Annotated in this window: 22 protein-coding genes; 12 read left to right on the plus strand and 10 right to left on the minus strand. The window is 61.4% G+C overall.

What is annotated here, in order from left to right:
- Positions 1-164: 164 nt before the first annotated feature.
- The gene (locus V6617_RS13690; protein ID WP_338607518.1) at positions 165-1502 is read right to left on the minus strand and encodes a dihydroorotase; all 1338 of its coding nucleotides are present in this window, start codon (positions 1500-1502) and stop codon (positions 165-167) included.
- Positions 1503-1574: 72 nt separating this feature from the next.
- Between V6617_RS13690 and V6617_RS13695 the strand changes: the two genes are divergently transcribed.
- The 3 genes from V6617_RS13695 to V6617_RS13705 all read left to right on the plus strand — a co-directional run bounded on the left by V6617_RS13695 (position 1575) and on the right by V6617_RS13705 (position 3714).
- Positions 1575-2405, plus strand: a complete 831-nt coding sequence (locus tag V6617_RS13695; protein WP_338607519.1) for a folate-binding protein — start codon at positions 1575-1577, stop codon at positions 2403-2405.
- 11 nt (positions 2406-2416) lie between these two features.
- Entirely contained in the window at positions 2417-3019 is a 603-nt protein-coding gene (locus tag V6617_RS13700) for an HD family hydrolase (RefSeq protein ID WP_338607520.1), read from the plus strand.
- Positions 3020-3159: 140 nt separating this feature from the next.
- On the plus strand, positions 3160-3714 hold the full coding sequence (locus V6617_RS13705; RefSeq protein ID WP_338607521.1) for a hypothetical protein: 555 nt from the start codon (positions 3160-3162) through the stop codon (positions 3712-3714).
- 57 nt (positions 3715-3771) lie between these two features.
- On the opposite strand, the gene V6617_RS13710 is transcribed toward V6617_RS13705, so the two are convergent.
- Both V6617_RS13710 and V6617_RS13715 read right to left on the minus strand, forming a co-directional pair.
- The gene (locus tag V6617_RS13710; RefSeq protein ID WP_338607522.1) at positions 3772-4803 is read right to left on the minus strand and encodes a cell wall hydrolase; all 1032 of its coding nucleotides are present in this window, start codon (positions 4801-4803) and stop codon (positions 3772-3774) included.
- A gap of 257 nt (positions 4804-5060) precedes the next feature.
- On the minus strand, positions 5061-7355 hold the full coding sequence (locus V6617_RS13715) for a putative PEP-binding protein (protein ID WP_338607523.1): 2295 nt from the start codon (positions 7353-7355) through the stop codon (positions 5061-5063).
- A 357-nt stretch (positions 7356-7712) separates the two neighbouring features.
- Between V6617_RS13715 and ispH the strand changes: the two genes are divergently transcribed.
- On the plus strand, positions 7713-8687 hold the full coding sequence (ispH, locus tag V6617_RS13720; RefSeq protein ID WP_338607524.1) for a 4-hydroxy-3-methylbut-2-enyl diphosphate reductase: 975 nt from the start codon (positions 7713-7715) through the stop codon (positions 8685-8687).
- Positions 8684-9127 carry a ribonuclease HI gene (rnhA, locus tag V6617_RS13725; RefSeq protein ID WP_338607525.1) on the plus strand — a complete coding sequence of 148 codons (444 nt, stop codon included), beginning with the start codon at positions 8684-8686 and terminating at the stop codon, positions 9125-9127. Before ispH ends, rnhA begins: the two co-directional genes overlap by 4 nt.
- A 35-nt stretch (positions 9128-9162) precedes the next feature.
- On the opposite strand, the gene V6617_RS13730 is transcribed toward rnhA, so the two are convergent.
- From V6617_RS13730 to V6617_RS13745, 4 genes are all read right to left on the minus strand, one after another.
- Entirely contained in the window at positions 9163-10143 is a 981-nt protein-coding gene (locus V6617_RS13730) for a DUF808 domain-containing protein (RefSeq protein WP_338607526.1), read from the minus strand.
- Between the two features lie 52 nt (positions 10144-10195).
- The gene (gene glyS, locus V6617_RS13735; RefSeq protein WP_338607527.1) at positions 10196-12232 is read right to left on the minus strand and encodes a glycine--tRNA ligase subunit beta; all 2037 of its coding nucleotides are present in this window, start codon (positions 12230-12232) and stop codon (positions 10196-10198) included.
- Positions 12233-12399: 167 nt separating this feature from the next.
- Positions 12400-12765 (minus strand): VOC family protein, encoded by a 366-nt coding sequence (locus V6617_RS13740; protein ID WP_338607528.1) that lies wholly within the window; start codon positions 12763-12765, stop codon positions 12400-12402.
- Positions 12766-12776: 11 nt separating this feature from the next.
- The gene (locus V6617_RS13745; RefSeq protein WP_338607529.1) at positions 12777-13619 is read right to left on the minus strand and encodes an alpha/beta hydrolase; all 843 of its coding nucleotides are present in this window, start codon (positions 13617-13619) and stop codon (positions 12777-12779) included.
- 228 nt (positions 13620-13847) lie between these two features.
- Between V6617_RS13745 and V6617_RS13750 the strand changes: the two genes are divergently transcribed.
- A complete protein-coding gene (locus tag V6617_RS13750; protein ID WP_338607530.1) occupies positions 13848-14498 on the plus strand; it encodes a TetR/AcrR family transcriptional regulator in 651 nt (216 codons plus the stop codon).
- An 83-nt stretch (positions 14499-14581) separates the two neighbouring features.
- On the opposite strand, the gene V6617_RS13755 is transcribed toward V6617_RS13750, so the two are convergent.
- On the minus strand, positions 14582-15601 hold the full coding sequence (locus V6617_RS13755; RefSeq protein WP_338607531.1) for a polyprenyl synthetase family protein: 1020 nt from the start codon (positions 15599-15601) through the stop codon (positions 14582-14584).
- A gap of 220 nt (positions 15602-15821) precedes the next feature.
- Here V6617_RS13755 and V6617_RS13760 point away from each other — a divergent pair, with 220 nt between their 5' ends.
- The 6 genes from V6617_RS13760 to V6617_RS13785 all read left to right on the plus strand — a co-directional run bounded on the left by V6617_RS13760 (position 15822) and on the right by V6617_RS13785 (position 21277).
- Positions 15822-16610 carry a tRNA1(Val) (adenine(37)-N6)-methyltransferase gene (locus tag V6617_RS13760; protein WP_338607532.1) on the plus strand — a complete coding sequence of 263 codons (789 nt, stop codon included), beginning with the start codon at positions 15822-15824 and terminating at the stop codon, positions 16608-16610.
- Between the two features lie 58 nt (positions 16611-16668).
- On the plus strand, positions 16669-17532 hold the full coding sequence (locus V6617_RS13765; RefSeq protein ID WP_338607533.1) for a S49 family peptidase: 864 nt from the start codon (positions 16669-16671) through the stop codon (positions 17530-17532).
- Positions 17533-17534: 2 nt separating this feature from the next.
- Positions 17535-17756 (plus strand): hypothetical protein, encoded by a 222-nt coding sequence (locus V6617_RS13770; protein ID WP_338607534.1) that lies wholly within the window; start codon positions 17535-17537, stop codon positions 17754-17756.
- 100 nt (positions 17757-17856) lie between these two features.
- Positions 17857-18771, plus strand: a complete 915-nt coding sequence (locus tag V6617_RS13775; RefSeq protein ID WP_338610726.1) for a glycine--tRNA ligase subunit alpha — start codon at positions 17857-17859, stop codon at positions 18769-18771.
- A 62-nt stretch (positions 18772-18833) separates the two neighbouring features.
- Positions 18834-19391 carry a LemA family protein gene (locus V6617_RS13780; RefSeq protein ID WP_338607535.1) on the plus strand — a complete coding sequence of 186 codons (558 nt, stop codon included), beginning with the start codon at positions 18834-18836 and terminating at the stop codon, positions 19389-19391.
- Positions 19392-19396: 5 nt separating this feature from the next.
- Positions 19397-21277 carry a DUF2207 domain-containing protein gene (locus tag V6617_RS13785; RefSeq protein WP_338607536.1) on the plus strand — a complete coding sequence of 627 codons (1881 nt, stop codon included), beginning with the start codon at positions 19397-19399 and terminating at the stop codon, positions 21275-21277.
- A gap of 4 nt (positions 21278-21281) precedes the next feature.
- Here the strand turns inward: V6617_RS13785 and V6617_RS13790 are convergent, their stop codons facing one another.
- Positions 21282-22151: a 4-(cytidine 5'-diphospho)-2-C-methyl-D-erythritol kinase gene (locus V6617_RS13790; protein WP_338607537.1), complete on the minus strand. Its 870-nt coding sequence runs from the start codon at positions 22149-22151 to the stop codon at positions 21282-21284.
- The gene (locus V6617_RS13795) at positions 22151-23857 is read right to left on the minus strand and encodes a tetratricopeptide repeat protein (RefSeq protein WP_338607538.1); all 1707 of its coding nucleotides are present in this window, start codon (positions 23855-23857) and stop codon (positions 22151-22153) included. Before V6617_RS13795 ends, V6617_RS13790 begins: the two co-directional genes overlap by 1 nt.
- Between the last annotated feature and the right edge of the window lie 163 nt (positions 23858-24020).

Raw genomic sequence — 24020 nt, forward strand, 5'->3', positions numbered from 1 at the left:
TGCCTTCTTGCGAGCGTCATCCCGGGCAAAGACCCGGGATCCGGCAGGCGGGAGAGCCGGTGATTCCAGCTGACGCGCTGAGTGTACTGGACCCCGGCTTAGGGCCGGGGTGACAGGGTGGTGGATTGATAAGATATTGAGCCGCCACGCAAATTTCGATGGTGCTATGGTTGAGGGACCAGGGTTTCCATGAAGTGGATGGGCTGGCCCTTTGCGGGGGTGACGAGTTGGCCATCCCACATGACTGTGTTGCCGCGAATTATCGTGCCGACCGGCCAGCCTTTGACCGAGACGCCGTCATAGGGCGTCCAGCCGGCTTTTGACGCGACCCAGTCATTGGTGATGGTTTCGGTGCGGTTCATATCAACGATGGTGAGATCGGCATCGTAGCCGACGGCCACCCTGCCCTTGCGGGCGAGATTGAACAGACGGTTGGGGCCGTGGCTGGTCATATCGACAAAGCGTTGCAGGCTGAGCCGGCCGGCATTGACGTGGTCGAGCATGATGGGAACCAGGGTCTGCACGCCGGTCATTCCCGAAGGCGAAGACGGGTAGGGCTTTTCCTTTTCCGCGCGCGTATGGGGGGCGTGATCGGAGCCGAGAATGTCGGCAACACCATTGGCGACCCCCTGCCAGATGCCCTCGCGGTGTTCGGCGTCGCGGACCGGCGGGTTCATCTGAGCGTAGGTTCCCAGCCTTGTGTAGGCGGTTTCGTCCAGCGTCAGATGGTGCGGAGTGACTTCGACCGAGGCAACGTCCTTGTGATCGGCGAGGAAGGCAATTTCTTCTTTTGTCGAGATGTGGAGAACATGAATGCGCTTGCCGGTCTTGCGGGCGATGCGCACAAGGCGTTCGGTGCATTGGAGCGCTGCCTGCGGGTCACGCCAGATTGGGTGGGAGGACGGGTCACCTTCAACGCGAAGGTCCTTGCGCTCTTCGAGCCGGTATTCGTCTTCGGCGTGAAAGGCGGCGCGGCGGGAGATGGCCGACAGGATCGCTTCGACGCCATCATCGTCGGCGACCAGAAGGGAGCCGGTGGACGAGCCCATGAAGACCTTTACGCCCGCACAGCCGGGGAGGCGTTCGAGTTGAGGCAGTTCGGCGACGTTTTCGCGGGTGCCGCCGATATAGAAGGCGAAATCGCAATGCATGCGATCGGTGGCCCGGGCAATCTTGTCCTCGAAGGTCTCGCGGGTGGTGGTCAGGGGGTTGGTGTTGGGCATTTCGAAAACGCCGGTAACCCCGCCCATGACTGCAGAGAGTGAGCCTGACTGCAAATCTTCCTTGTGGTCGAGGCCGGGCTCGCGGAAATGGACCTGGGTATCGATGACGCCGGGAAGGATGGTAAGGCCGATGCAGTCGACATCGTTATCGGCGGTATCGGACAAGAGCGAGCCGATGGCGGCAATGCGCCCCTTGATGATGCCGATATCGGCGCTACCTATGCCATCGTGGTTGACCAGCGTGCCGCCCCGGAAAATCGTATCGAAGTGGCGACTCATGGCATACCTCCGGCTCGGCGACTGAATGGGGCGGGTTTAACGGATGGCACAGGAACAAGGCAAGGGCAGCATATGACAATCGAAAAGCGCGTCGACCGGGTGACCTTCAAAATTTCCGGTCCGGATGCGACCCATCTTCTCCATGATGTCCTGACCCCGCCTGTCCTCGAGGATGGCGAGGCGCGCTGGTTTGCGCTGCTGGCGCCGCAGGGCAAGTTGCTCGCCGAAGGACTGATCGGGTGGGCCGATGGCGCCCATTGGCTCGATGTTCCGGCCGCAGTGACCGAGAACTTCTTCAAGCGCATGAAGATGTATCGGCTGCGGGCCAAGATGGACATCGAGATGCTGGCCGAGACTCATGCGGTGGGCTGGTCGGCAGACGCGCCCGAGACGGGGATCGTCCATCGCGACGGACGCGGCGAAGGATTGGGATATCGGGTGATTGCTGCTCTCGCGGACGCTGAAGATTGGGCCGAGGGCACGGGGCAAGCCAAGGCGCGCATTGCGGCGGGCATTGCCGAGATGGGCCCGGACTTCGCGACCGAGGAGGTATTTCCGCACGATATCGGGATGGATCATCTGGGCGGTGTCGATTTCAAGAAGGGCTGTTATGTGGGCCAGGAAGTGGTGTCACGCATGCAGCATCGCGGCACGGCGCGGCGGCGGCCGGTGATCGTATCGGGCATCGTGGCGGGCGCGCGCGGCGATGCGGTGGTGATCGGAGGGAAAAGCGTCGGCACGCTCGGCGGCGTCGTGGGCGGAACGTCCGTTGCGATTGCCCGGATCGACAAGATCACCCATGGCAGCGCAGCCAGCGTGGCGGGTGCTCCGGTCTCGCTTGCCCTGCCCCAATGGGCGCGCTACGATTTTGCAACGCCGGGCGGCGATTCCGAAGACGATTAGGATCGAGGACAATGGCACGCGCACAATCCCGCGCCTGGCAGCGCATGCTTTCGGGACGTCGCCTCGATCTGTTGGACCCCTCCCCGATCGATGTGGAACTGTCCGATATCGCGCACGGGCTGGCGCGGGTGGCCCGCTGGAACGGGCAGACCAAGGGCGATTATGCGTTTTCGGTGGCCCAGCATTCGGTGCTGGTGCTCGAGATCGCTTCGGCCATGGATCCCGAGATCGATGACCGGGGGCGGCTCTACGCCCTGCTCCACGACGCCCCGGAATATGTGATGGGCGACATCATCTCCCCCTTCAAGGCCGCCATGGGCGGCAATTATCGTGATGTCGAGGCGCGTCTGCTCGGCGCCATCCATATCCGCTTCGGCCTGCCGGCCATAGCGCCGGCGGCGCTGAAAAAGCTCATCAAACGGGCAGACCGCGAGGCTGCCTTTTTCGAGGCGGTCAATCTTGCCGGTTTTGCGCCCGATGAAGCGCGGAAATTTTTTGGAGAGCCGAGCTTGGCCGGGTTTGATCTTCCCGGCTTTGACCGGCTGATCCGGCCATGGCCGACCCAGCAGGCGCACGATCACTTCGTGGATGTGTTCGAAAGCCTGGGTACTTAGCTATCTTGGGGCTCAACCCATTGTAATCACTAAAATTTTAATCTCATTTTACGTGTTAACCCTGTCGCGGATGAGGCTTTGCGTTAACGGATCGGAAAGGTTGATAAAGCGTTAAGACGCCGTCAACCGGAGAGACGTTCATGCGCTTTGACCGATCCCACAACCGCCCCCGCAGGAGCATCGCGTTGCGCTATCGGGCGGGCGTTGCCGCCGCGCTGTTTCTGGCAGGAATCTTCGGGGCCGGTCTGGCCGGCGCAACCGCCGCGCATGCCGACGGGCTGATCAGTCATGCTCCGCCGCCCCTGACCACGCTGGTCAAGTTCTACGACCGGCAGTACGAAATCGCCTATGCGGATTCGGTTTCGCTGGAGCCGACCTCCTCAGCGATCGTGCGCAAGGTGGGATATGGCCATGTGCGCGACGTCAATATAGCGACGACCACAAGCGGCACTTATTCCAGCGACGGGCTTGTATCGCCACATGTGCTTTATCCGGGAATAGAGGTGGATCGGGTTGCCGACGATTCCAGCCACTATCACGGTTACAGCGTATGGCCGGAGGGGTCGAGCTTCATGATCCTGTCGGTGGGCCGCAATCCGGTCAACGGCAATCTTGTGTTCAACAACGTTTCCGACCGCGGGGTGCGCTCGTGCATGACGCGCGGATCGTTCATTTCGTGCTACCGGACGTATTAGAGCCGTTCAGGATTTGATTGACTCAAATCCTTGGCTCTAAGCCTTTGTTTTGTCGCGTTACCCGAACCGCCAGCCGGGCTTGAACTTGTAAAAGACGTGCAGGCCGACCTGGGCCAGTTTGTCCATGTTGCGGGCCCATGCGGGCCGGACATAGGTCGCGTGGTAATGCGTCGCGTCGGCGACTTCGGTCAGATAGATTTCCTTGTTGAGCACTTCCTGGGTGATGGACTGCGCCCGATCCCATGCCGCAACTTCCGAGGTGCGGTTGACATTGGTCTTGCCATCGCAGGCGAACGAGAACTGGCAGGCATTGCGGCGGTGCTGGTTCTGGTAGACCACGCCGCAGATGGTATCGGGGTAATTGGGGTGGTCCACACGGTTCATGATGACCTGGGCGACCGCGACCTGGCCGCGATAGCTTTCGCCGCGCGCCTCGAAATAGATGCCGGTTGCCATGCACCATTGCTCGCGTTCGGAGTAGGTGTGGCTGACGGTGAATTCGGTTGCCGGGGTGTTGGCGCGACCATAGGCCAGCGTTTCGGGAACGCCCACGGGGCTTGGGGTGTTCGGATCGCGATCGGAATCTTCGGAAATGGCGTCAATCGCGGCCAGACCGGCCGAATTGACCATGTCGGGATCGATCGAAGCCACCGAAATGCGCGGGCCCTCCTCTTGCGCGTCACCCTCAGCGACCATGATCGACGACTGCTGGGTGGTGTAAGGATCGCCAGCAGAGCGGGCCGAGGCAATCGAGAGCCGCACCGCGTCAAAGGTCTGGGAAAAGGCGACAAGGTTGACCTCGGGCAGCGCCCTGTCGGTCTTGTCGGTCCTGTTGGGACCGGAAAACATCGCCGTATTAAACAGCGGGGCAACGGTGCCGGAAATGACGGGATGATCGCCCTCAAAGGCGAGGGACGCCATCGGTGTGGGGGGAAGTTCGGTCGCCGGATCGACGGCGCGAAAGCCACCGGTCCCGGGGACCGCAAAGCCGTAAGCAACGACGCTGAGCGTCAGTGCCCCAACAGCCTTCAAAACTTTTCGCGAGGCACGCGCCGGGTTGGCACGCACCGGGGAGATCCCATACGCCATACTAACGCTTTTCTACGCCACAACACTGACCCGCCGGCCTTGCACGAAGCACCGGAACCCTTGATGAAAAATACGCCATCGTTCCGATGTCGAGCCGACCGTTCTGGCATGCGATGCACAAGTGCAACACCAAGACGATCAAATGCCGACAATCCCGATGATCGTTGATTAGGGTTATGAAGGGGTAAACACGGGCAAATTGGCACGGAAAAGTTCAGATTGCGGCACTGGCAAGGCATTGTGGGGGCCGCCAATGGCTAACTGGCGTCATCCGATTGGGCCAGAACCATACGGGCGACCGGCACGCGATAGGGCGAGCAGCTGACGTAATCGATATCGAGCCCGGAGAAAAAGCGCAGGGAATTGGTTTCGCCGGCGTGTTCGCCGCAAATGCCGACCTTCAAATGCGGATTGACCGCCCTGCCCCGCTCGATGGCGATGCGGATCAATTCGCCCACGCCGCGCTGGTCGATGGTGACGAACGGGTCGACGTCGTAGAGCCCGCGGCGGTGATATGTCGCAAGGAAGGCCGGGGCGTCGTCGCGCGAGATGCCATAGGTCGTCTGGGTGAGATCGTTGGTGCCAAAGGAGATGAAATCGACCTCCTTGGCGATATCACCTGCCCTCAAACACGCGCGGGGCAATTCGATCATCGTGCCGAACGCCAGATTGGCGCCACGCTGGAAGACCGGCGCGTTGCCCACGATATCCATGATGCGCGATTTGACCCAGGCGACCTCCCGGGCCGAGGTGACGAAGGGCACCATGATCTCGAGATTGACCGGCATGTCCTGGTTGTCCATGGCCGCTTCGACGCCAGCCACCAATGCCCGAACCTGCATGGCAAGGATTTCGGGATAAGTGATGACCAACCGCACGCCGCGATGGCCGAGCATGGGATTGACCTCATCGAGGCGCTGGAGGCGCGCCTTGAGCGCCTTGAGAGAGAGGCCCAGCGCTTCAGCGGTGTCTTCGATATCGTCCTCGCTGCGGGGCAGAAATTCGTGCAGGGGCGGATCGAACAGGCGCACATTGACGGGCTTGTTCTGCATTGTCTGGAACAGCGCTGCATAATCGGCGGCCTGATAGTCGACGAGCCCTTCGAGCGCTGTGGCGCGATCCTGCTCACTTTCAGACAGGATCAGGCGGCGCAGGGCGCGCATGCGCTCGCCGGAAAAAAACATGTGTTCGGACCGTGCCAACCCGATGCCTTCGGCGCCAAAGCTGAGCGCCGTGCGGGCGGCCTCGATGGTTTCGGCATTTGTCCTGACGGAAATGGTGCGGGTGTCGTCGGCCCAGTCCAAAAGCCGCGAGAGCGCACCGCCGATATGAGGCCGCGAGAGGGGAAGCGCGCCTTCGTAGATGGCGCCCTCGGACCCGTCGATGGTGAGACGCTGACCGTTGGTAAAGACTTTGTCGCCGATCTTGCAGACGCCATTTTCGGCATCGATCTGCAAGGTCCGCAGGCCGGCCACGCAGGGCTTTCCGGTTATGCGGGCCACGACGGCAGCGTGACTGGTCATGCCGCCGCGTGCGGTGACAAAACCGGTGGCCGCCTTCATGCCCTCGATGTCGCCGGGGCCGGTCTCCATGACCACCAGGATGCAATGGCGGCCCCGGGCGCGGCACCGCGCCGCATCGTCGGGGGTAAAGACGATTTCCCCACTGGCCGCGCCGGGCGAAACGCCGAGACCTGTAGCAATGGCGGTTGCCTTGTGGTCGTCGGTGAGGCGTGGGTGAAGCAATTGGGAAAGCTGAGCGGGGTTGAAACGCCTGACCGCTTCGGCCGGCATCCACACCCTGGCGTCGACCCGTTCAACCGCCGCTTCGAGTTGTGCGCCGGCGCTGACCTGGACCGGCCGGGCCGAAACCAGCCGCGCCACATCGCCTTCGATCGACACGACACAGGCCATGTGCTGACCTGACGCCGCGTCGATGGTTTCGATCAGCTTTGCGGCGCTTGGTGGCAGTTTGGGCAGCGGTTCACCCGGCGGAGCAACCGGGCCAATTCGCCCCGTTGTCGTATTGCGGGAGAGAAAATGTTCGATCCGACCGCTGACCGTGGCTTGCACGATGACGATCTGATTGTCGCGCGCCTCACGTTCTGCCTCGCTCGCCCAGCCGGCCGGCGCCGGGCCATAGCTGGCAAAGGCGGCATTGATCGCCTTGCCCATGGCGCGTTGCGGATCAACGGCTTCAAGCTCGTTGGAGGGGGCGGCCAGACCCGTTCGCGCGGGCTCAAGGCCGGCGATATGGCGGGGTGCGGAGGTCCGAACGACAAGTTCGGGAGGTTTTTTGCCTGGTGTTACCAGCTTGAAGAGCGTCGTGACCCAGACCTTGCGCAGCGTGTCGGTTCCCGCCCTGCGCTCGGCCTGCAGCGCATCCCAGGCGGTCCGGGTGATGGCAATTGTCGGCGCGACAGCGAGCCCGGCATCGGCGACAACATGAAGCCAGCGCGCCTTGCCGACCAGAAGACGCAATTGTGCGCGGCTGAGGGAGGGCTTTCCCTGAGCCGGGGCAATTGCGAACATCTGCTGGGAAGGCGCAACCAAGAAAAAAACCCCAACTGAATCGGTGCCATATTGCCTGTGTGCCGGGGTTCCGGCAACAGGGGCCCGGTAACGTCTTTTGTCGCGCTTCCGAACCGCAAAAGTCTGCAACTTTTGCTGGAGGCGCTCATCTGCCTGCTCGCGCTTCCGAACCGCAAAAGTCTGCAACTTTTGCTGGAAGCGCTCATCTGCCTGCTCGCGCTTCCGAACCGCAAAAGTCTGCAACTTTTGCTGGAAGCGCTCATCTGCCTGCTCGCGCTTCCGAACCGCAAAAGTCTGCAACTTTTGCTGGAAGCGCTCGTGCAAAAGCTCACAGCAAGGTGGCTTGACTTGGGCAGGGACAAACCGCATGTGAGAACCATGACCGACAAGCCCAGCCTCGACATCCTGTTGTGCGCGCCGCGCGGATTTTGCGCCGGTGTGGATCGTGCCATTCAGATCGTGGATCTGGCGCTCAAAAAGTATGGAGCGCCGGTCTATGTGCGCCATGAGATCGTTCACAACAAATTCGTGGTGGATGGGTTGCGGGCCAAGGGTGCGGTGTTTGTTGAAGAGCTCGAGGAAATTCCCGAGGGCACCGACGCACCGGTGATCTTTTCGGCGCATGGGGTGGCCAAATCGGTGCCCGCCGAAGCCAAGCACCGCAACATGTTCTTTCTCGACGCCACCTGTCCGCTGGTGACCAAGGTGCATGTGGAGGCCCAGCGTCACGCCGAGGACGGCCACGATATCGTGCTGATCGGCCATCGTGGGCACCCCGAAGTGATCGGCACCATGGGGCAATTGCCGCCAGGCAAGATTACCCTGATCGAGACGGTTGCGGATGCCGAGGCATTTGCGCCGCGCGATCCGGACAATCTGGCGCTGGTAACCCAGACCACGCTGTCGGTGGATGACACAAGCGCCATGGTGATGGTGCTCAAGAGCAGGTTTCCCAACATCTCGGTGCCGGCCAAGGAAGACATCTGCTATGCCACGACCAACCGGCAGGAAGCCGTGAAGGCCGTGGCGCCGAAAGTGGATGCGATGATCGTTGTTGGCGCTCCCAATTCGTCGAACTCCATGCGGCTCGTGGAAGTGGGCGAGCGGGCCGGATGCAGGGTTTCGGTGCTCGTTCAACGGGCCGATGATATCGACTGGGATCAGTTCGGGGATATCTCTTCGCTGGGCATCACCGCCGGAGCCTCGGCGCCGGAATCGCTTGTCGAAGAGGTGATCGAAGCCTTTGCCGAGCGGTTTACGGTCAATGTCGAGATCGCGGTGACGGCTGAAGAAAATATCGCGTTTAATATCCCGCGTGTCCTGCGCCAGCTTGAAGAGGCGTCGGGGCATTGAGCGAGAAGGTGGTGATCCATACCGACGGGGCCTGTTCAGGCAACCCGGGCCCCGGCGGCTGGGGCGCTGTGCTTGAATACAATGGTACGGTAAAAGAGCTCAAGGGCGGCATGGCCCAGACCACCAACAACCAGATGGAGCTGACGGCCGCCATCGAGGCGCTCAATGCGCTCAAGCGACCCTGCGCGGTGGAAATCCACACCGACAGCCAATATGTCAAGAACGGCATTGGTGGCTGGCTGCATGGCTGGAAGCGCAATGGCTGGAAGACGGCGGCGAAAAAGCCGGTCAAGAATGTCGAACTCTGGCAGGCGCTCGATGCGGCGACCAAGCGGCACACCATCACCTGGCACTGGGTGAAAGGCCATGCGGGGCATGACCTGAACGAACGCGCCGACCGGCTGGCCAATGAGGGCATGGCGCCGTTCAAGGGACGCTAACCTCAACTCTCCTCAACTCAGGCGATTCCAGCGGTTCAGTGTGCGACCGGCTTTTCCTTGCGGAACAGGGCCAGCACCGGCGCGATGGCGAACTCGGCAACCGGAATCAGGATGAATCCGATCACGAGGCCAAGGATGCCCGAGATAACGGCAATGGTAATCCAGTTGAGAGCGCCCGCAATGGCGGGGACCGCGCCTTCCACCAAGTGAGCGACGTCTTCGATCCAGTGCTCAGGCCCGGCAAAGCCCATGCCCGCCAATCCGTGGACGATAATGCCACCGCCGACCCAGAGCATGGCGGCGGTGCCCACGATGGCAAGCCATTTGAGAAAGACGGGCATGCCCGCGACCAGCCCCCGGCCTATGGCACGGCCCAAACCGGTCTTGCCGTCCTTTGCCAGATAAAGCCCTACGTCGTCGGCTTTGACGATCAGGGCCACACCGCCATAAACGAGAATGGTCATGCCAAGGGCCACGACCAGAAGCACCAGCGCCTGGTTGACGACGTTGCCGGCCGGGATTTGCGCCAGTGCGATGGTCATGATTTCGGCGGACAGGATGAAATCGGTCTTGATTGCGCCGGCGACCTTTTCGGCCTCGAGCTTTTCGGCGTTGGCGGCGGACGGAACCACCTTTTTCTCGTGCTCGTGTGCCTGGTGTGGGAACGCCGCCTCATAGATTTTTTCGGCGCCTTCATAGCACAGATAGGCCCCGCCCAGCATCAGGAGGGGATTGATCATCCAGGGCAGAAAGGCGCTGAGCAGGAGGGCGGCAGGCAGGAGGAAGATCAGCTTGTTCTTGATCGAGCCCAGAGCGATCTTGCCGACGATTGGCAGTTCGCGCTCGGGTTTGAAGCCCTGGACGTATTTGGGCGTCACCGCGGCGTCGTCGATCATCGCCCCGGCCGCCTTGGCACCGGCTTTCATCGCCTGGCCGGCAATATCGTCGACCGAAGTCGCCGCCACCTTGGCGAGCGCGGCAACATCATCGAGAAGGGCGAGTAGGCCGACGCTCATGTAATAAATCCCCTATGTGGCGTTCATAACTGCTTGGCCAGGCCGTGGTTCCCTAGCCTGCGACCTTACCGAAGTCAGCGACCAGATGCATCGTGTCGCGCAGGGACGCCAGAAGATTGAGGCGGTTGGCGCGGATGGCCGGATCGGGGTCGTTGACGAGGACGGATTCGAAGAAGGCATCGACGGGGGTGCGGAGGGAGGCAAGCACCGAAATGGCGCCGGCGTAGTCGTCGTTTTCGAGGCGAGCGATCACGTCGGTGCGGGCCCGTGCGATGGCGGCCGCGAGGCTTTGTTCCTCGGGGGTGGAAAGCCTTGCAGCATCGATCGGGTCGGCATAGGCGCGGCCGTCCTTTTTCTCCTCGGCGGTGAGGATGTTGGCGGCGCGCTTGTAACCGGCCAGCAGAGCCTTGCCGTCTTCGGCAGCGAGGAGTGAGCCGAGCGCGTTTACGCGCGAGACGATTTGCAGGATGTCGTCGCTATCGGACGAGATCACGGCATCGACGAGATCGTGGCGGGTGCCGGAATCGCGGAGCGAGACCTTGAGGCGATCGTGGAAGAAGCTAAGCAAATCAACGTCGGACACGAAACGGCCGAGCGCAAGCCGCAGCCGATTGTCCACGATCAGCCGGATCACCCCGAGCGCGGCGCGGCGCAGAGCGTAGGGGTCCTTGCTGCCGGTCGGCTTTTCGTCGATGGACCAGAAGCCGGTCAGGATGTCGAGCTTGTCGGCGAGCGCCACCGCGATCGAAACCGGTTCGGTCGGCACGCGATCGGAAGGGCCTAGCGGCTTGTAGTGTTCTTCGATGGCCGTCGCGACTTCGGGCTTTTCGCCCTGAGCAAGCGCGTAATAGCGGCCCATCAGGCCCTGGAGTTCGGGGAATTCGCCGACCATGCCGGTGGGCAGATCGGCCTTTGAGAGTTTTGCGGCGCGCTTGGCGTCTTCAACGTCGGCGCCGACCAGCGGGGCGATTTCGGCGGCGAGTTTTTCGATGCGGGCAACGCGGGCGGCCTGGGTGCCCAGCTTGGCGTGGAAGACGACATCTTCGAGCTTGGGAAGATTGTCGAGCAGCGGGGTCTCGAGATCGGTTTCGTAGAAGAATTTGGCATCGGACAGGCGGGCGCGGATGACGCGCTCATTGCCCGCAACGATGGTTTTACCGTCGTCCTCGGCGATGAGGTTCGATGTCAGGATGAACTTGTTGGCCAGTTTACCCGTCGAGGCGTCGCGCAGGCAGAAACATTTCTGGTTGGCGCGGATGGTGGCAATGATGGCTTCTTCGGGCACCTTGAGAAAGGCTTCGTCGAACGACCCCATCATGACCACGGGCCATTCGACCAGTCCTGCGACTTCTTCGAGCAGGCCCTCATCGACGATCAGGTCGAGCCCCTGGGCGAAGGCGAGCTGTTCAGCGTCGGTGCGAATGATCTGCTTGCGGCGGTCGATGTCGAGCACCACGCGGGCCTTTTCGAGCGCCTGCACGTAATCGTCAAAGCGGCGGACTTTTATGGCATCGGGTGCCATGAACCGGTGGCCGTAGGTGGTGTTGCCCGAGGTGACAGTGCCCAGTTCGAACTCGATAACGTCAGGCTCTTCCCCTTCGGGGCCGAAGGTTGCGGTGATGGCGCGCAGCGGGCGGACCCATTCAAGACGCCCTGTCCCCCAACGCATGGGCTTGCCCCAGGGGAAGGACTTGACCGTTGCGGGCAGAATGTCGCGCAAAATCTCGATGGCGGGGGCGCCCTTTTTCTCGATCACTGCGACGTAGAAATCGCCTTTTTTTTCGTCGGACTGGACCGTTGCCTGATCGATGCTCGACAGCCCGGCGGCGCGCAGGAAGCCATCGAGCGCCTGCTGGGGGGCGCCGACCTTGGGGCCCTTGCGCTCTTCGCGCGTGTCGGGGGAAGCTGCGGGAAGGCCCGTTACCGTAAGCGCCAGGCGGCGCGGCGTGGCGAATGCGCCGGCGCTTTCATAGACAAGACCTTTTTCGACCAGAGCATCGGTTACGGACTTCTTGAGGTCCTCGGCGGCCCGGCGTTGGAGGCGCGCGGGAATTTCCTCGGAAAAGAGCTCAAGCAGCAATTCGGGCATAGTCGGGGTGCCTTGGGCGGGTCTTTGGGAATGTTGGCGAAGCGGTAGCAGGGGATGGGACGAAAGTCCATTGGGAGCGGCCATGGCCGCGCCGCAACACTGGGTTTTTGCGGTGCAAACGATATGCGGCAAGTTATGTCTCGCCGCATACTCTGGGGAATTTTCGCCTATGGCGTACCGATCACCATGCGGTTGCCCTCGCTGTCGTGAAATTCGGCCACGGTTCGGCCGGGCTGCCAGGTGGGCTCGTGCGGTTCGGTGACAATCTCGACCCCCTTGACGCGGAGCGCCTCGATGGTGCCCGCCACGTCATCTGCAACGAACACCAGGACGGGCATCTCCGAGGGCGTGTCGTTCTCGCGACGGACAAAGTGCAGATTGGTTTGCGTCCCGGGGAATTTGAGTTCGATCCACCGCCAGCCATCGGCGCCCATCGGGGCGTCCGCAGCCACTTCGCAACCGAGCCTTTCGGTATAGAACGCCTTGGCGCGATCCTGATCGCTGACCGGCAGTTCGGCAAACTGAATGTACATTGGCTATCTCCCTAATTGGCGCCGAGCGTCTGGTGCAAGGTTTCGGCGAATGCCTCGGCATGGGGTTCAAAGCCCGTATGATCGCCGGGGAATGTGACAGGAACAACGCCCAGCGCGTTCACGAGAGCCATGCTGAGTTCCTCGATGGGGCTGCCCCTGGAATCCGCACCGATGCCGACAATCACCCGCGGCGCGCCAGCCTTGAGCGTTTCAACGTCAGGCGTGTAGTGCGAGAGCGGCAACATGGCGTGGGCAAGCCAATATTCGAAATTGCCGCTGACACGCTCAAAGGTTTCGGCGGCCTCGGGCGACATATCGAAATCGGGCCCGGCGTCCGCTTCGGAGCTCTCGGACATGCCTGCGGCTCCAAAGAACATTCTCATGGCAGCCTCAACGCCCTCACTTTTGTAGGTCGCGTGAAGCGCCTCATCAAAGGCAATTGCCTCGGTGGGATCCTCGAGCAGCATCGTGGACGGAGGCTCGTGGGCGACAATCGCCTTGACCTTTTCGGGATAGCGTGCGGCGAGGTTGAGCCCGATATGGGCGCCGCCACTGGTCCCCATGACATAGGCTGTCCCCTGCCCCAGCGCGTCGATCAGCGCGGCAGCGTCGTCAGCCTGGATGTCAAGGTCGAGAGGCTGAATGGCCCCATCGAATGTCGAGCGCGAATTGCCGCGTGGGTCGTAAGCGACAACGGTGTAGCGGTCCGCCAGCGCACGGGCGAGATCGGCAAAAACGCCGGCATCCTGCGGCCCGCCGGGAATGATGAGAAGCATGGGGCCATGGCCCCAGCTTTCGTAATAGAGCGTCGCGCCCGGAACCTTCAGCGTGCCGGTCTTGGGGGATTGGGTCATTGTCATCTCTGCTGTTGGTGTCATCGGAACTTCGGTGGATGGCGCCTGCGCCACGGCACCCTGCGGACTGATCAGGAGGCCCGTTCCAAACAGAGTCGCCAATAATCCAAGCTTTCTCATTTCATGATCTCCTAGAACTAGACCGTCCAGTACTACAAGGCTTGCAAAGAACTAGACTGTCCAGTACTGTACTGTCAATCACAAACTGATTTGGATGGCCGAGACACGATGCCAAAGGCGGAAACGAATTCAGGAACGGCTATCGAGACGGCGCCCCGTTCGGCGCGCAAGCGGCAGGCAATCCTTGAAGCGGCGACCGAGATATTTCTTATCAACGGCTATCTCGGGACCAATATGGACGAGATCGCAGCGCGCTCGGCAGTATCAAAACAGACCGTCTATAAGCACTTTTCCTCAAAGGAGGCCCTGTTCATTGAGATCGTGTCTTCGCTGACCGACAGGACGGGCGACCGCGTCCATGGAGACGCACCGCCGGTCGATCCAGAGAACCTGGCGGCTTATCTGGAGGAATATGCCTTTCGCCAGCTCTATATCGTGCTCAACCCACGCATCATGCAACTGCGGCGGCTGGTGATCGGCGAAGTGCCGAGGTTTCCCGAATTGGCGCGCGTTCTTTACGAACGCGGGCCACTGCGGGCGATTGGAATCCTTGCCAACCTGTTCGAGTCACTTAAGGCGCAGGGACTATTGAGGTTTGACGATTCGATGGTTGCGGCGTCGCATTTCAACTGGCTGGTGATGTCGACCCCGCTCAACCAGGCGATGCTCTTGGGCGACGACGCCATTCCCGACTCCGAAGCGCTGCGCAAGGAAGCACGTGATGGCGTCAGAGTCTTTCTCGCAGCATATGGGCGATAAAGAGCCCAGATAAGCCAACGACCGGTCGTGATCTGCCGCGATTGTGCGTGGTCAGCGCTGACGCCGCGATCTGACCCCGAAAGTCAGTACGCGCGCGCGGTGCAGAATTCGGGGACGCCGAACAGGATGTCGCGTTCGACAGTCTGGGGGATGTTGGCAAGGGCGGCGCGGGCCGCTTCGGCGTGGCGTTCGGCTTTGGCCATGGTCTGGGCCAATGTATCGTGACGCGCGAAAATGGCCAGGATATCGGCCAGTTCGGTTTCCCCGGATTGAGGATTTCCCAGAGCCTTTCCGATCGTCTCGCGCTCGGCTTCGCTGCCGGCCTGCAGGGCGAGGATGATGGGCAAGGTCATTTTGCCTTCACGCAGATCGTCGCCGGTGTTCTTGCCCAGAGCGCCTTGCGCGCCGCCGTAATCGAGAACGTCATCGACAAGCTGGAAGGCCATGCCCAATTCACGGCCATAGGCGGCGAGCGCCTTGCGGGAGACTGTGTCGGCACCACCGGCCATCGCGCCCACTTCGGTGGCCGCTTCAAAGAGCGTGGCGGTCTTGGCGTGGATGATCTTTTCGTAATCGTCGGGCGTGGTGGACAGATCGCCGGCCTTGGCAAGCTGGAACACTTCGCCCTCGGCAATGACCGCTGCAGCACGCGAGAGCACGCCGAGCGCATCGATGTCGCGCGATTCCACCATCATCAAAAATGCCTGACCGAGCAGGAAATCGCCCACCAGAACCGATGCCTGATTGCCCCAGATCGTGCGCGCGGCAGGGCGGCCGCGGCGCATGTCGCTTTCGTCGACCACATCGTCGTGGAGCAGCGTTGCGTTGTGCATAAATTCGACGGCGGCGGCAAAGCGGATTTCATTGCCGCCGGCCCGGCCGAACAGCGCGGACGCGGCGAGCGTAAGCATGGGGCGCAGGCGCTTGCCGCCGGCATCGATGAGATGGTTGGCGACTTCAGGGACCATATCGACGGGGCTGTCGGAGCGCGACAGGATGAGGCGGTTGACGGCCTCCATGCCATCCCCGGTCGCAGCCATCAGATCGTCGATTACCGCCGAGGCGTCGGCAAGAGGTCTCGGCGCCAGATTTTCAACCGCCATTGACGTTCAAACTCCCCAAGGAGGCCATTGCCCTCCCGATACAGTGCTTTTCAAGGCGATCCGGTTCCGCGAAAAGGGAACCGGGAGCCCACTTGTTTGTTACCGCGCTTCCGGACCGAATATGGAATACCCACTTATTACCGAAACACTCTATTGTCAGCCCCGCGCCGCAAGAGTGAAATTCCACTTTGGCCTGAACACCAACCCGGACCTTGTGCCCATGTCGGTAAACCAGCCGCCCGAATTTGTAAAACGCCAACAGCAGGATGCCGACGCGTTTCTGGGCGGCAAATTGTCCATAACCCAGCCCGAAAAGGGATTTCGGGCCGGGTTGGACTCGGTGCTCTTGGGCGCCAGCCTGCCCCAGGGTGCGCGCCAATTGCTCGATCTGGGGGCAGGTGCAGGCGTGGCGGGACTGTGTGCGCTGGCCCACAATGATGGACTGGAGGCGACGCTTGTCGAAAACAACGCCGACATGGCGATGCTGGCTGCCGCCAATGTAGAGGCCAATGGCTTTGCCGAACGCGCAACAATTCTGAAAATCAGCGCCACGGCGACCGGAGCCGAACGCAAGGCATTGGGGTTGGGCACCGACAAGTTCGATGTGGTGATTGCCAATCCTCCGTTTTTCGACGCGGGCACCCATGCGCCCGACCCGGCGCGAGCGGCGGCGCGGCATACAGACGGGGAGGTTTCGGGCTGGGTAAGGACCGCGGTTTCGTGCGCCCATGCAAAGGGCGAAGTGATCTTTATCCATTTGGCGCAGGCCCTGCCCCAGCTTCTTGCAGCGTTCAATTCGCGCATGGGCGCCATTGCCGTTCTGCCCATAGCGCCGCGCCCCGGCATGGCAGCGACCCGGGTGCTGGTCAGGGGGTGCAAGGGCAGCAACGCTCCAATGGCGCTGTTGCCGCCATTGATCGTGCATGGGGAGACGGGCAACGGTTTTTCCGAGCCGGTGCGATCGATCCTGCGCGGCGAGGCGCGGTTGGACTGGCACGACGGCAAATGAATGCCTAAATGAGAGCCAAGGCGTTCGCCAAGAGCCCATTTCCAAAAGGGAGACAAAGATGACCGCATTTTCCGACGGCCAGATCGAGGCTCCCAAGCGTCCCTGGTACAAAAGGTTTTTCGGCAATCGCGGGCCGGTTATCCCCGTTGTCCGGCTGCAGGGGGTCATCTCGCAGGATCTCAAGCCGGGCCGGCTCAACATCGCCTCGGTGGCGCCGCTTCTGGAAAAAGCGTTCAAGATCAAGAAAGCGCCGGTGGTGGCGATCGTGGTCAATTCGCCGGGCGGATCGCCCGTGCAATCGCGCCTGATTGCCCAGCGCATCCGGCAATTGGCCGACCATCATGAAAAAAGGGTTCTGGTGTTTGTCGAGGACGCGGCGGCATCGGGCGGGTATTTCATTGCCTCGGCGGGCGACGAGATCATTGCCGACCCCTCCTCGCTGGTGGGATCGATCGGGGTGGTCATGGCCAGCTTCGGGTTTGTCGATGCGATCGCCAAGCTGGGCATCGACCGGCGCCTCTATACGGCGGGCAAGAACAAATCGACGCTCGATCCCTTCCTGCCCGAAAAGCCCGAGGACGTCGCGCGCATCAAGCAGCTGGAGCTCGATATCCACGAGGTGTTTATCGACCATGTGAAATCGCGGCGGGCTTCCAAGATCACTCTGGCCGACGACGAGATTTATACCGGCGAGTTCTGGACGGCGAAACGCGGGCTGGCGATGGGGCTCGTTGACAGCCTGGGTGACCTGCACGGCACGTTGCGTGAGCGGTTTGGCAAGGAGGTGACGATCAAATCGATTGCACCAAAGAAGAGCCTGCTGCAATTGCCCAATTTCGGGCTATCGGCGGGCGGAGATGTCGCCGGGGATGTGATGGCAAAGATCGAGGACCGGGAAGCCTGGTCGCGGCTGGGGTTGTAACCATGGGAATATCGACACTCGTCACCATTCTGCTGGCGCTGCTGATCGGGATCGGGCTGCGCTCGATCGTACGGGACTGGCGCAAGAAATTCGCCGAGGACGACTCGCGCGCTCAGGAAAAACGCAAGGCCCAGATCGAGCGCAACAAGGCCGAGCTGAAATCGGGAGGCGTGGTGACGCTGGAGCGCGGCGAAGACGGGGTTTATCGCCCGGGCAAGGAATAGCCTGTCGCGCTTGACCTTGGATGGCGGCACAACTACGGTCGCGCCGCTTTCAACAACGGCGTTATCCGGAACAAATATGGCTGAGCTGCACAAGCCCCACATGGACCCCAGAAATTCGTTTCAGGGCCTGATCCTGACCCTGCAGAATTTCTGGGCCGATCAGGGCTGTGTGATCCTGCAGCCCTATGACATGCAGATGGGCGCGGGAACGTTTCACACCGCGACCACCCTGCGGGCGCTGGGGCCGAAACCGTGGAACGCGGCTTATGTGCAGCCATCACGCCGGCCGACCGACGGGCGCTATGGGGAAAATCCCAATCGGCTGCAGCACTATTATCAGTTCCAGGTGATCTTAAAGCCCTCCCCCGCCAATATTCAGGAGCTCTACCTTCAATCGCTGGCCGCCATCGGGCTGGACGCGAAGCTGCACGATATCCGCTTTGTCGAGGATGACTGGGAAAGCCCGACGCTGGGGGCATGGGGGCTGGGCTGGGAGTGCTGGTGCGACGGGATGGAGGTTTCCCAGTTCACCTATTTCCAGCAGGTCGCGGGCTTTGAATGCTCTCCCGTTCCCGGGGAAATCACCTATGGGCTGGAACGGCTGGCGATGTATGTGCAGGGGGTCGAGAACGTTTACGATCTCAACTTCAACGGACGCGAAGGCGATCAGAAGGTCACCTATGGCGAGGTGTTCCTGCAAAACGAGCAGGAATTTTCCAAATACAATTTCGAGGCGGCCGATACCGAAATGCTGTTTCGGCATTTCAAGGATGCCGAGGACGAGTGCAAGGCCATCCTTGCGGCAGGTCAGGATGGTGAGCGCCAGACCATGGCCGTGCCAGCCTATGAGCAGGTCATCAAGGCCAGCCACAATTTCAACCTGCTCGACGCGCGCGGGGTGATTTCGGTGACCGAGCGCCAAAGCTATATCCTGCGCATTCGCGAGTTGGCCAAGGCGTGCGGTGCGGCGTGGCTGCAAACGGCCGGCGGCGGGGCGACCGGCGCCGATAAGTGATTGATATAGCCCATTAATGGTGCCACTCTGGCCGCAACCATGCGGCAGGAGGGAAGCGGCAGATGGAATGGGTGATCCTGATACTGGTCGTGGCCGTTCTCGGCTATGCGATCTATGTCTACAACAATCTGATCCGCAATCGGCAGCTGGTGGAAGAGGGCTGGTCGGGCATCGACGTGCAGCTCAAGCGCCGCGCCGATCTCATTCCCAACATGCTCGAAACGGTCAAGGGCTATATGGCCCATGAACGCGAGACGCTGCAGGCGGTGACCGATGCGCGCGCGGCCGTGCAGGCGGCACAGAACGCTTCGCCCGGCGAACGCGGACAGGCGGAGGGGCTTCTTTCGGGGGCTTTGGGGCGGCTTTTTGCGGTGGCCGAGGCCTATCCCGACCTCAAGGCCAACACCAATTTCCTTGAGTTCCAGACGGCGCTGCAGACTGTGGAAGACGAGATCCAGCTTTCGCGGCGTTATTACAACGGGGCCGTGCGCAATCTCAACATCGCCGTGGAATCGTTTCCTTCCAACATCGTTGCCAATGCCTTCAAATTCGAAAAGGCCGAGTATTTCGAGCTGGAGAACGAGGCGGACCGGGCGGTGCCGCAGGTCAAGTTCCAGTAAGGCCGATGCAGCGTTTTCTCATTGCCCTGATCGTTTTGATTTGCGCCACGCCTGCGTGGGCGCGCGAGGAAATCCGCGAGTTCAACGCGATTTTCGAGGTTCATGCCGATACTTCAGTGACCATCACCGAACAGATCGCGGTGAATGCCGAGGGCAACGAAATTCGGCGCGGAATCTTCCGCGACATCCCAACCCTTCTCGAAACGCCCGATGGCCGGACGATCCGGCTGCCGTTTGAGGTGATTTCCGTGATGCGCAATGGCGCGGCAGAACCCTTTGCGGTCGAGGGAATATCGGGCGGACAACGGATCCGGATCGGGTCGGCCGAGGTGCTTTTGCAGTCGGGTGTGCACCGCTATGAGATCGTCTATCGGATGGACCGTGCGGCACGCCTGTTCGAGGATCACGACGAGTTCTACTGGAACGCGACGGGCAATTACTGGAATTTCCCCATCCTGCGGGCGCGCGCGTTGGTGAAGCTGCCCGAAGGCGCTCAGATCACTGAACTCAATGCCTATACTGGCGAATTTGGGGTGCGTAGCGCGGACAGTTCGGCCGAACGACTCAACGACCGGCAGGCACGATTTACGGTGACGCGGGCGCTCGGGCCGGGCGAAGGGCTGACGGTTTCGGTTTCCTTCGAGAAAGGCATTCTCACGCCGCCCCAAGGCACCGACGCGCTGGTGTTCTGGTTTTCCGATTATCGCGACTACATCATCCCGCTGGCCATGCTGTTGATCGTCATTGCCTATAATGCGCTGGCCTGGGGCGCTGTGGGCCGCGATCCGGCCAAGGGCGTCATATTTCCCAGATTTTATCCCCCCAAAGGCTTTTCCCCTGCACTCGTCCATTACGTGCACACCATGGGATGGGGGAAAACGGGCTGGACAGCCTTTTCCGCCGCGCTGATTTCACTGGCCACCAAGGAGTTGATTGAAATCGGCAAGCAGGGAAAGAAAAACACCCTGACGGTGACCGGGCAGTACCCGAAAGAACCGCTGCCGCCGGGCGAAGCGGTGATTTACGGGGATTTGAAATCGATGAGCCCGGTGACCATCGACAAGACAAGCGGGCCGGAACTGGCCAAGGCCAAGTCCGCCTTCATCGCTGCGCTGGAAGCCGAAAACCGCAAGGTCTATTTCAACAGCCATATGATCTATATCGCTGTCGGCGTGCTGATCGGCATTTTGTCGCTGGTCGTCATGGTGGCAACGGGCGTGTTGCACCCGTTGTTTGTGTTTTTTGCTGCCTTTGCCGCGGTCTTCCTATCGATCATTGGGACGGCGGCGCGCTCCTTTTGGCAGGGCCATGGGATCGGGCGGTTTTTCGGTTTGGCGATCATGGGCATTTTTATCGCCAATTCTGGGGCCTTTGCTTTGGATGTGCTCGATCTCTCCAATATCGATTTTCCGTTCGTCGCGGCAATCACCATCATTGCGGTAACGCTGGTGTTTGCCGTTCTGATGCGGGCGCCGACCGTGCATGGGCGCAAGATCATGGACGAAATCGATGGCTTCAAAATGTATCTCGAGACGGCCGAAAAGGAACGGCTCAACTTTCAGGGCGAGCCCGACATGAGCGTTTCACGCTTCGAGGCCATCCTGCCCTATGCCATGGCGCTGGGCGTGGAAAAGCCCTGGTCGACGCGGTTCGAGAACGATCTGGCCCGTCACGCCGTCAAGGATGCGGGCACAGACTACTCGCCGCACTGGTATAGCGGCGGCAATTTCTCTTCGGGCAGCTTCGCGCGCACCATGGGCGGGGTGGCGACCGGGCTCAGCGCTGCGATGATCTCGTCCCAGCCGCAGGCATCGAGTTCGTCCGGGTCGGGGGGCGGTGGCTTTTCGGGCGGCGGCGGAGGAGGCGGCGGCGGAGGAGGCTGGTAGCAGCCTATTGCCCGAGCAGCGGCGTGGCGGCGACCCAATGGCCCGAGAAGCGTTCGCGCAAATCGTGAGCCGCCTGGTGGGCGGCGGCGGCGCTGCCGTATAGGCCGAAGCAGGTGGCGCCGGAGCCTGACATGCGGGCGGTGACGCAGCCTGATGTGGTGGAGATCGCGCCCACGATCGAAGCGATGGAAGGCACCAGTTCGGTGGCGGGGGCCTCAAGATCATTGCGGGTATCGGCAAGCCAGAGCGAGAGCAGCGCTGCACGATCGAGCGGCGCGGGCAGCTCGGGCATGGGCGGATTGTGCTTTTGGGTCAGCCGCTTGAACACATCAGGGGTGGAAACCTGTTCGAGAGGATTGACCAGAACCAGGTGCATCTGAGGAAAGGTTGTGAGCGGTGCGATTTTTTCGCCAATGCCGGTTACCTCGCAAGGCTGACTCAAAAGGCACATGGGCACATCGGCACCCAGCGTGGCGGCAAGGGCAAAGATTTCCGCATCGGCGATGGGGGTTTGGCTCATGCGCGCAAGAACGCGCAACAGGGCGGCAGCGTCGGCTGAGCCCCCACCGAGCCCGGCAGCAATGGGGAGGTGCTTTTCGAGATGGATTTCGATCCCGTCGGGCAGATGACCGGGAAAGCGGGCGCGGAATTTTTCCAGCGCCCGGATGACAAGGTTGGCACGCCCGTTGGGCAAATCGGCGCCGAACGGGCCCGAGACGTGAAGCAGGTCCTTCCGCGCAGGCGCGACCGAAACCAGATCGGCCAGTTCGGTAAAAACGCACAGGGTGTGGAGGAGATGAAAACCGTCCTCCCGACGCCCCACAACATGCAGCGCGAGATTGACCTTGGCCGGGGCGGGCTCTGTTAGCGGCATCAATCGCCGATGGGCGCGTTCGGGTCCAGCCCGTGAAGCAGCTTTGGCGTGGCGCGCTCGGTGACCGCGCCGTCCTCATCGACATCGATGGCGATGCGCCACTGGAACATGGCTTCGCGCTCTCTTCCGGCAACCCAATAGACATCGCCAAGATGGTCGTTGATCTCGGGGTCGGCAGGCAGAAGGTTGACCGCATCCTCGAGCACCTCGACGGCCTCGTCTATGCGGCCAAGCTTGTAGAAAGCCCAGCCCAGGCTGTCGACGATATAGCCGTTGCGCGGTGAGAGCTCGACGGCCTGCTCGATCATTTCAAGCGCCTGTTCGAGGTTTTTGCCCTGATCCACCCAGGTGTAGCCGAGATAGTTGAGAACATCGGGATGATTGGGGCGCAACTCGAGAGCCTTGAGGAAATCGGCCTCGGCGCGGTCCCATTGTTTGGCGCGCTCATAGGAGATGCCGCGCACATAATAGAAGCGCCAGTCGTTGGGACGGGCCGGATCGAGCCGGTCAATGACCGCTGAATAGGCCTCCGCCGCCTCTTCCCACCGTTCGGCATAGCGCAACGTGTCGCCCAGGATACCCTGCACTTCCTGATTGTCGGGATTTGAGACAGCGATATTCTGAAGACGGGAAATGGCGGCATCGCGATCGCCGCGCAGATCGATGTTTTCGGCGAGCCGGACCAGCGCGTTGACACGGAGGGGGGAATCGTTGGGGACGGTCTCAAAGATCGTGTCGGCTTCGTCGTAGCGGCCGGCGCTGGCCAGAAGCTCGCCAAGCGAAATCGAAATGATCGCCTCGTCGGGATCGAGGTAATTGGCAAGTTGCAGGAAGCCGACGCCGAGCTGGATCGAGCCATCGCGGGCCAGCGCCGTGCCCAGTCCGTGAAGCATTTCGGCCGCGCCCGACTGGACCGATCCGGCGAAAAGACCGGGCTTTTGACCGTTGGCGATGGGCTCGCGCAGGGAATCGACAACAGGATGCTCGACACCCTGTTCAGCAAAAGTATCGAGCACGGCCTGGGCTTCATCGAAGCGTCCGGCATTGCCCAGCATGCGGATATAGGCTTCAGCGATGCGCGGGACGAGCGGATCGAGTTCATAGGCCTGGCGGGCCAGATCGATCGCCTCATCGCGTTGGCCGCCGACATCGGCCAGAATGGCGCGATGGAAGATGATAAACTCGTCAAACCCGCCCTGCCCGACCTGGCTCAGGATGGCATTTGCGGCGTCAGTATCGTCTTCGCCGACCTTGGACCAGGCGCGGATAACCGAAGCGATAATGCCGACCAGCGAAGCGTCGGGAACGCGCGAAAGCAACTGATCGGCTGAAGCGTAACGGCGCTGTTTGAGGGCAACCGAGCCCAGAACAAGATGGGCGAGCTCGTCTTCGGGCGTCAGGTCAATGACGTGTTGAGCCATGGTGGCGGCTTCGGAAATGTCGCCGGCCAGAAGATAGGCGAGGAACGCCTGGCTGGAATAGACCGGATTGTCCCAATCGCGCTCGGCGGCCTGCATAAACAGTGAAGCGGCGCGACGGGCGTCGAGTGCATCGATGGCGGAAAGGCCGGCCAGATAGCTGCCCATCGTGCTCGAGACGCGCATGGGCAGGATATCCTGCTGCGCGAATGACGATGAGAGTGGAACGCCAGCGCAGAGCGCGGCAACGATCAGGGCATGGATCGGCCGTTTGAGCAGCTTTAGCACGATTGTTCCCGAACTCCTCGCTTGCAGGCCTGAAACCGACCTATCATCTCCAATAGCCAAACCCGGCAATCCTGTCGATTGTTGGGCGCATCAGCTGGATGCATTTTCACGTTTCTCCGAATCGCGCAAATTGCTCCAAGTTCTTGTCTTGTCGCGCTTCCGA

Source organism: Pelagibacterium nitratireducens (genome assembly GCF_037044555.1).
GTDB lineage: Bacteria > Pseudomonadota > Alphaproteobacteria > Rhizobiales > Devosiaceae > Pelagibacterium > Pelagibacterium nitratireducens.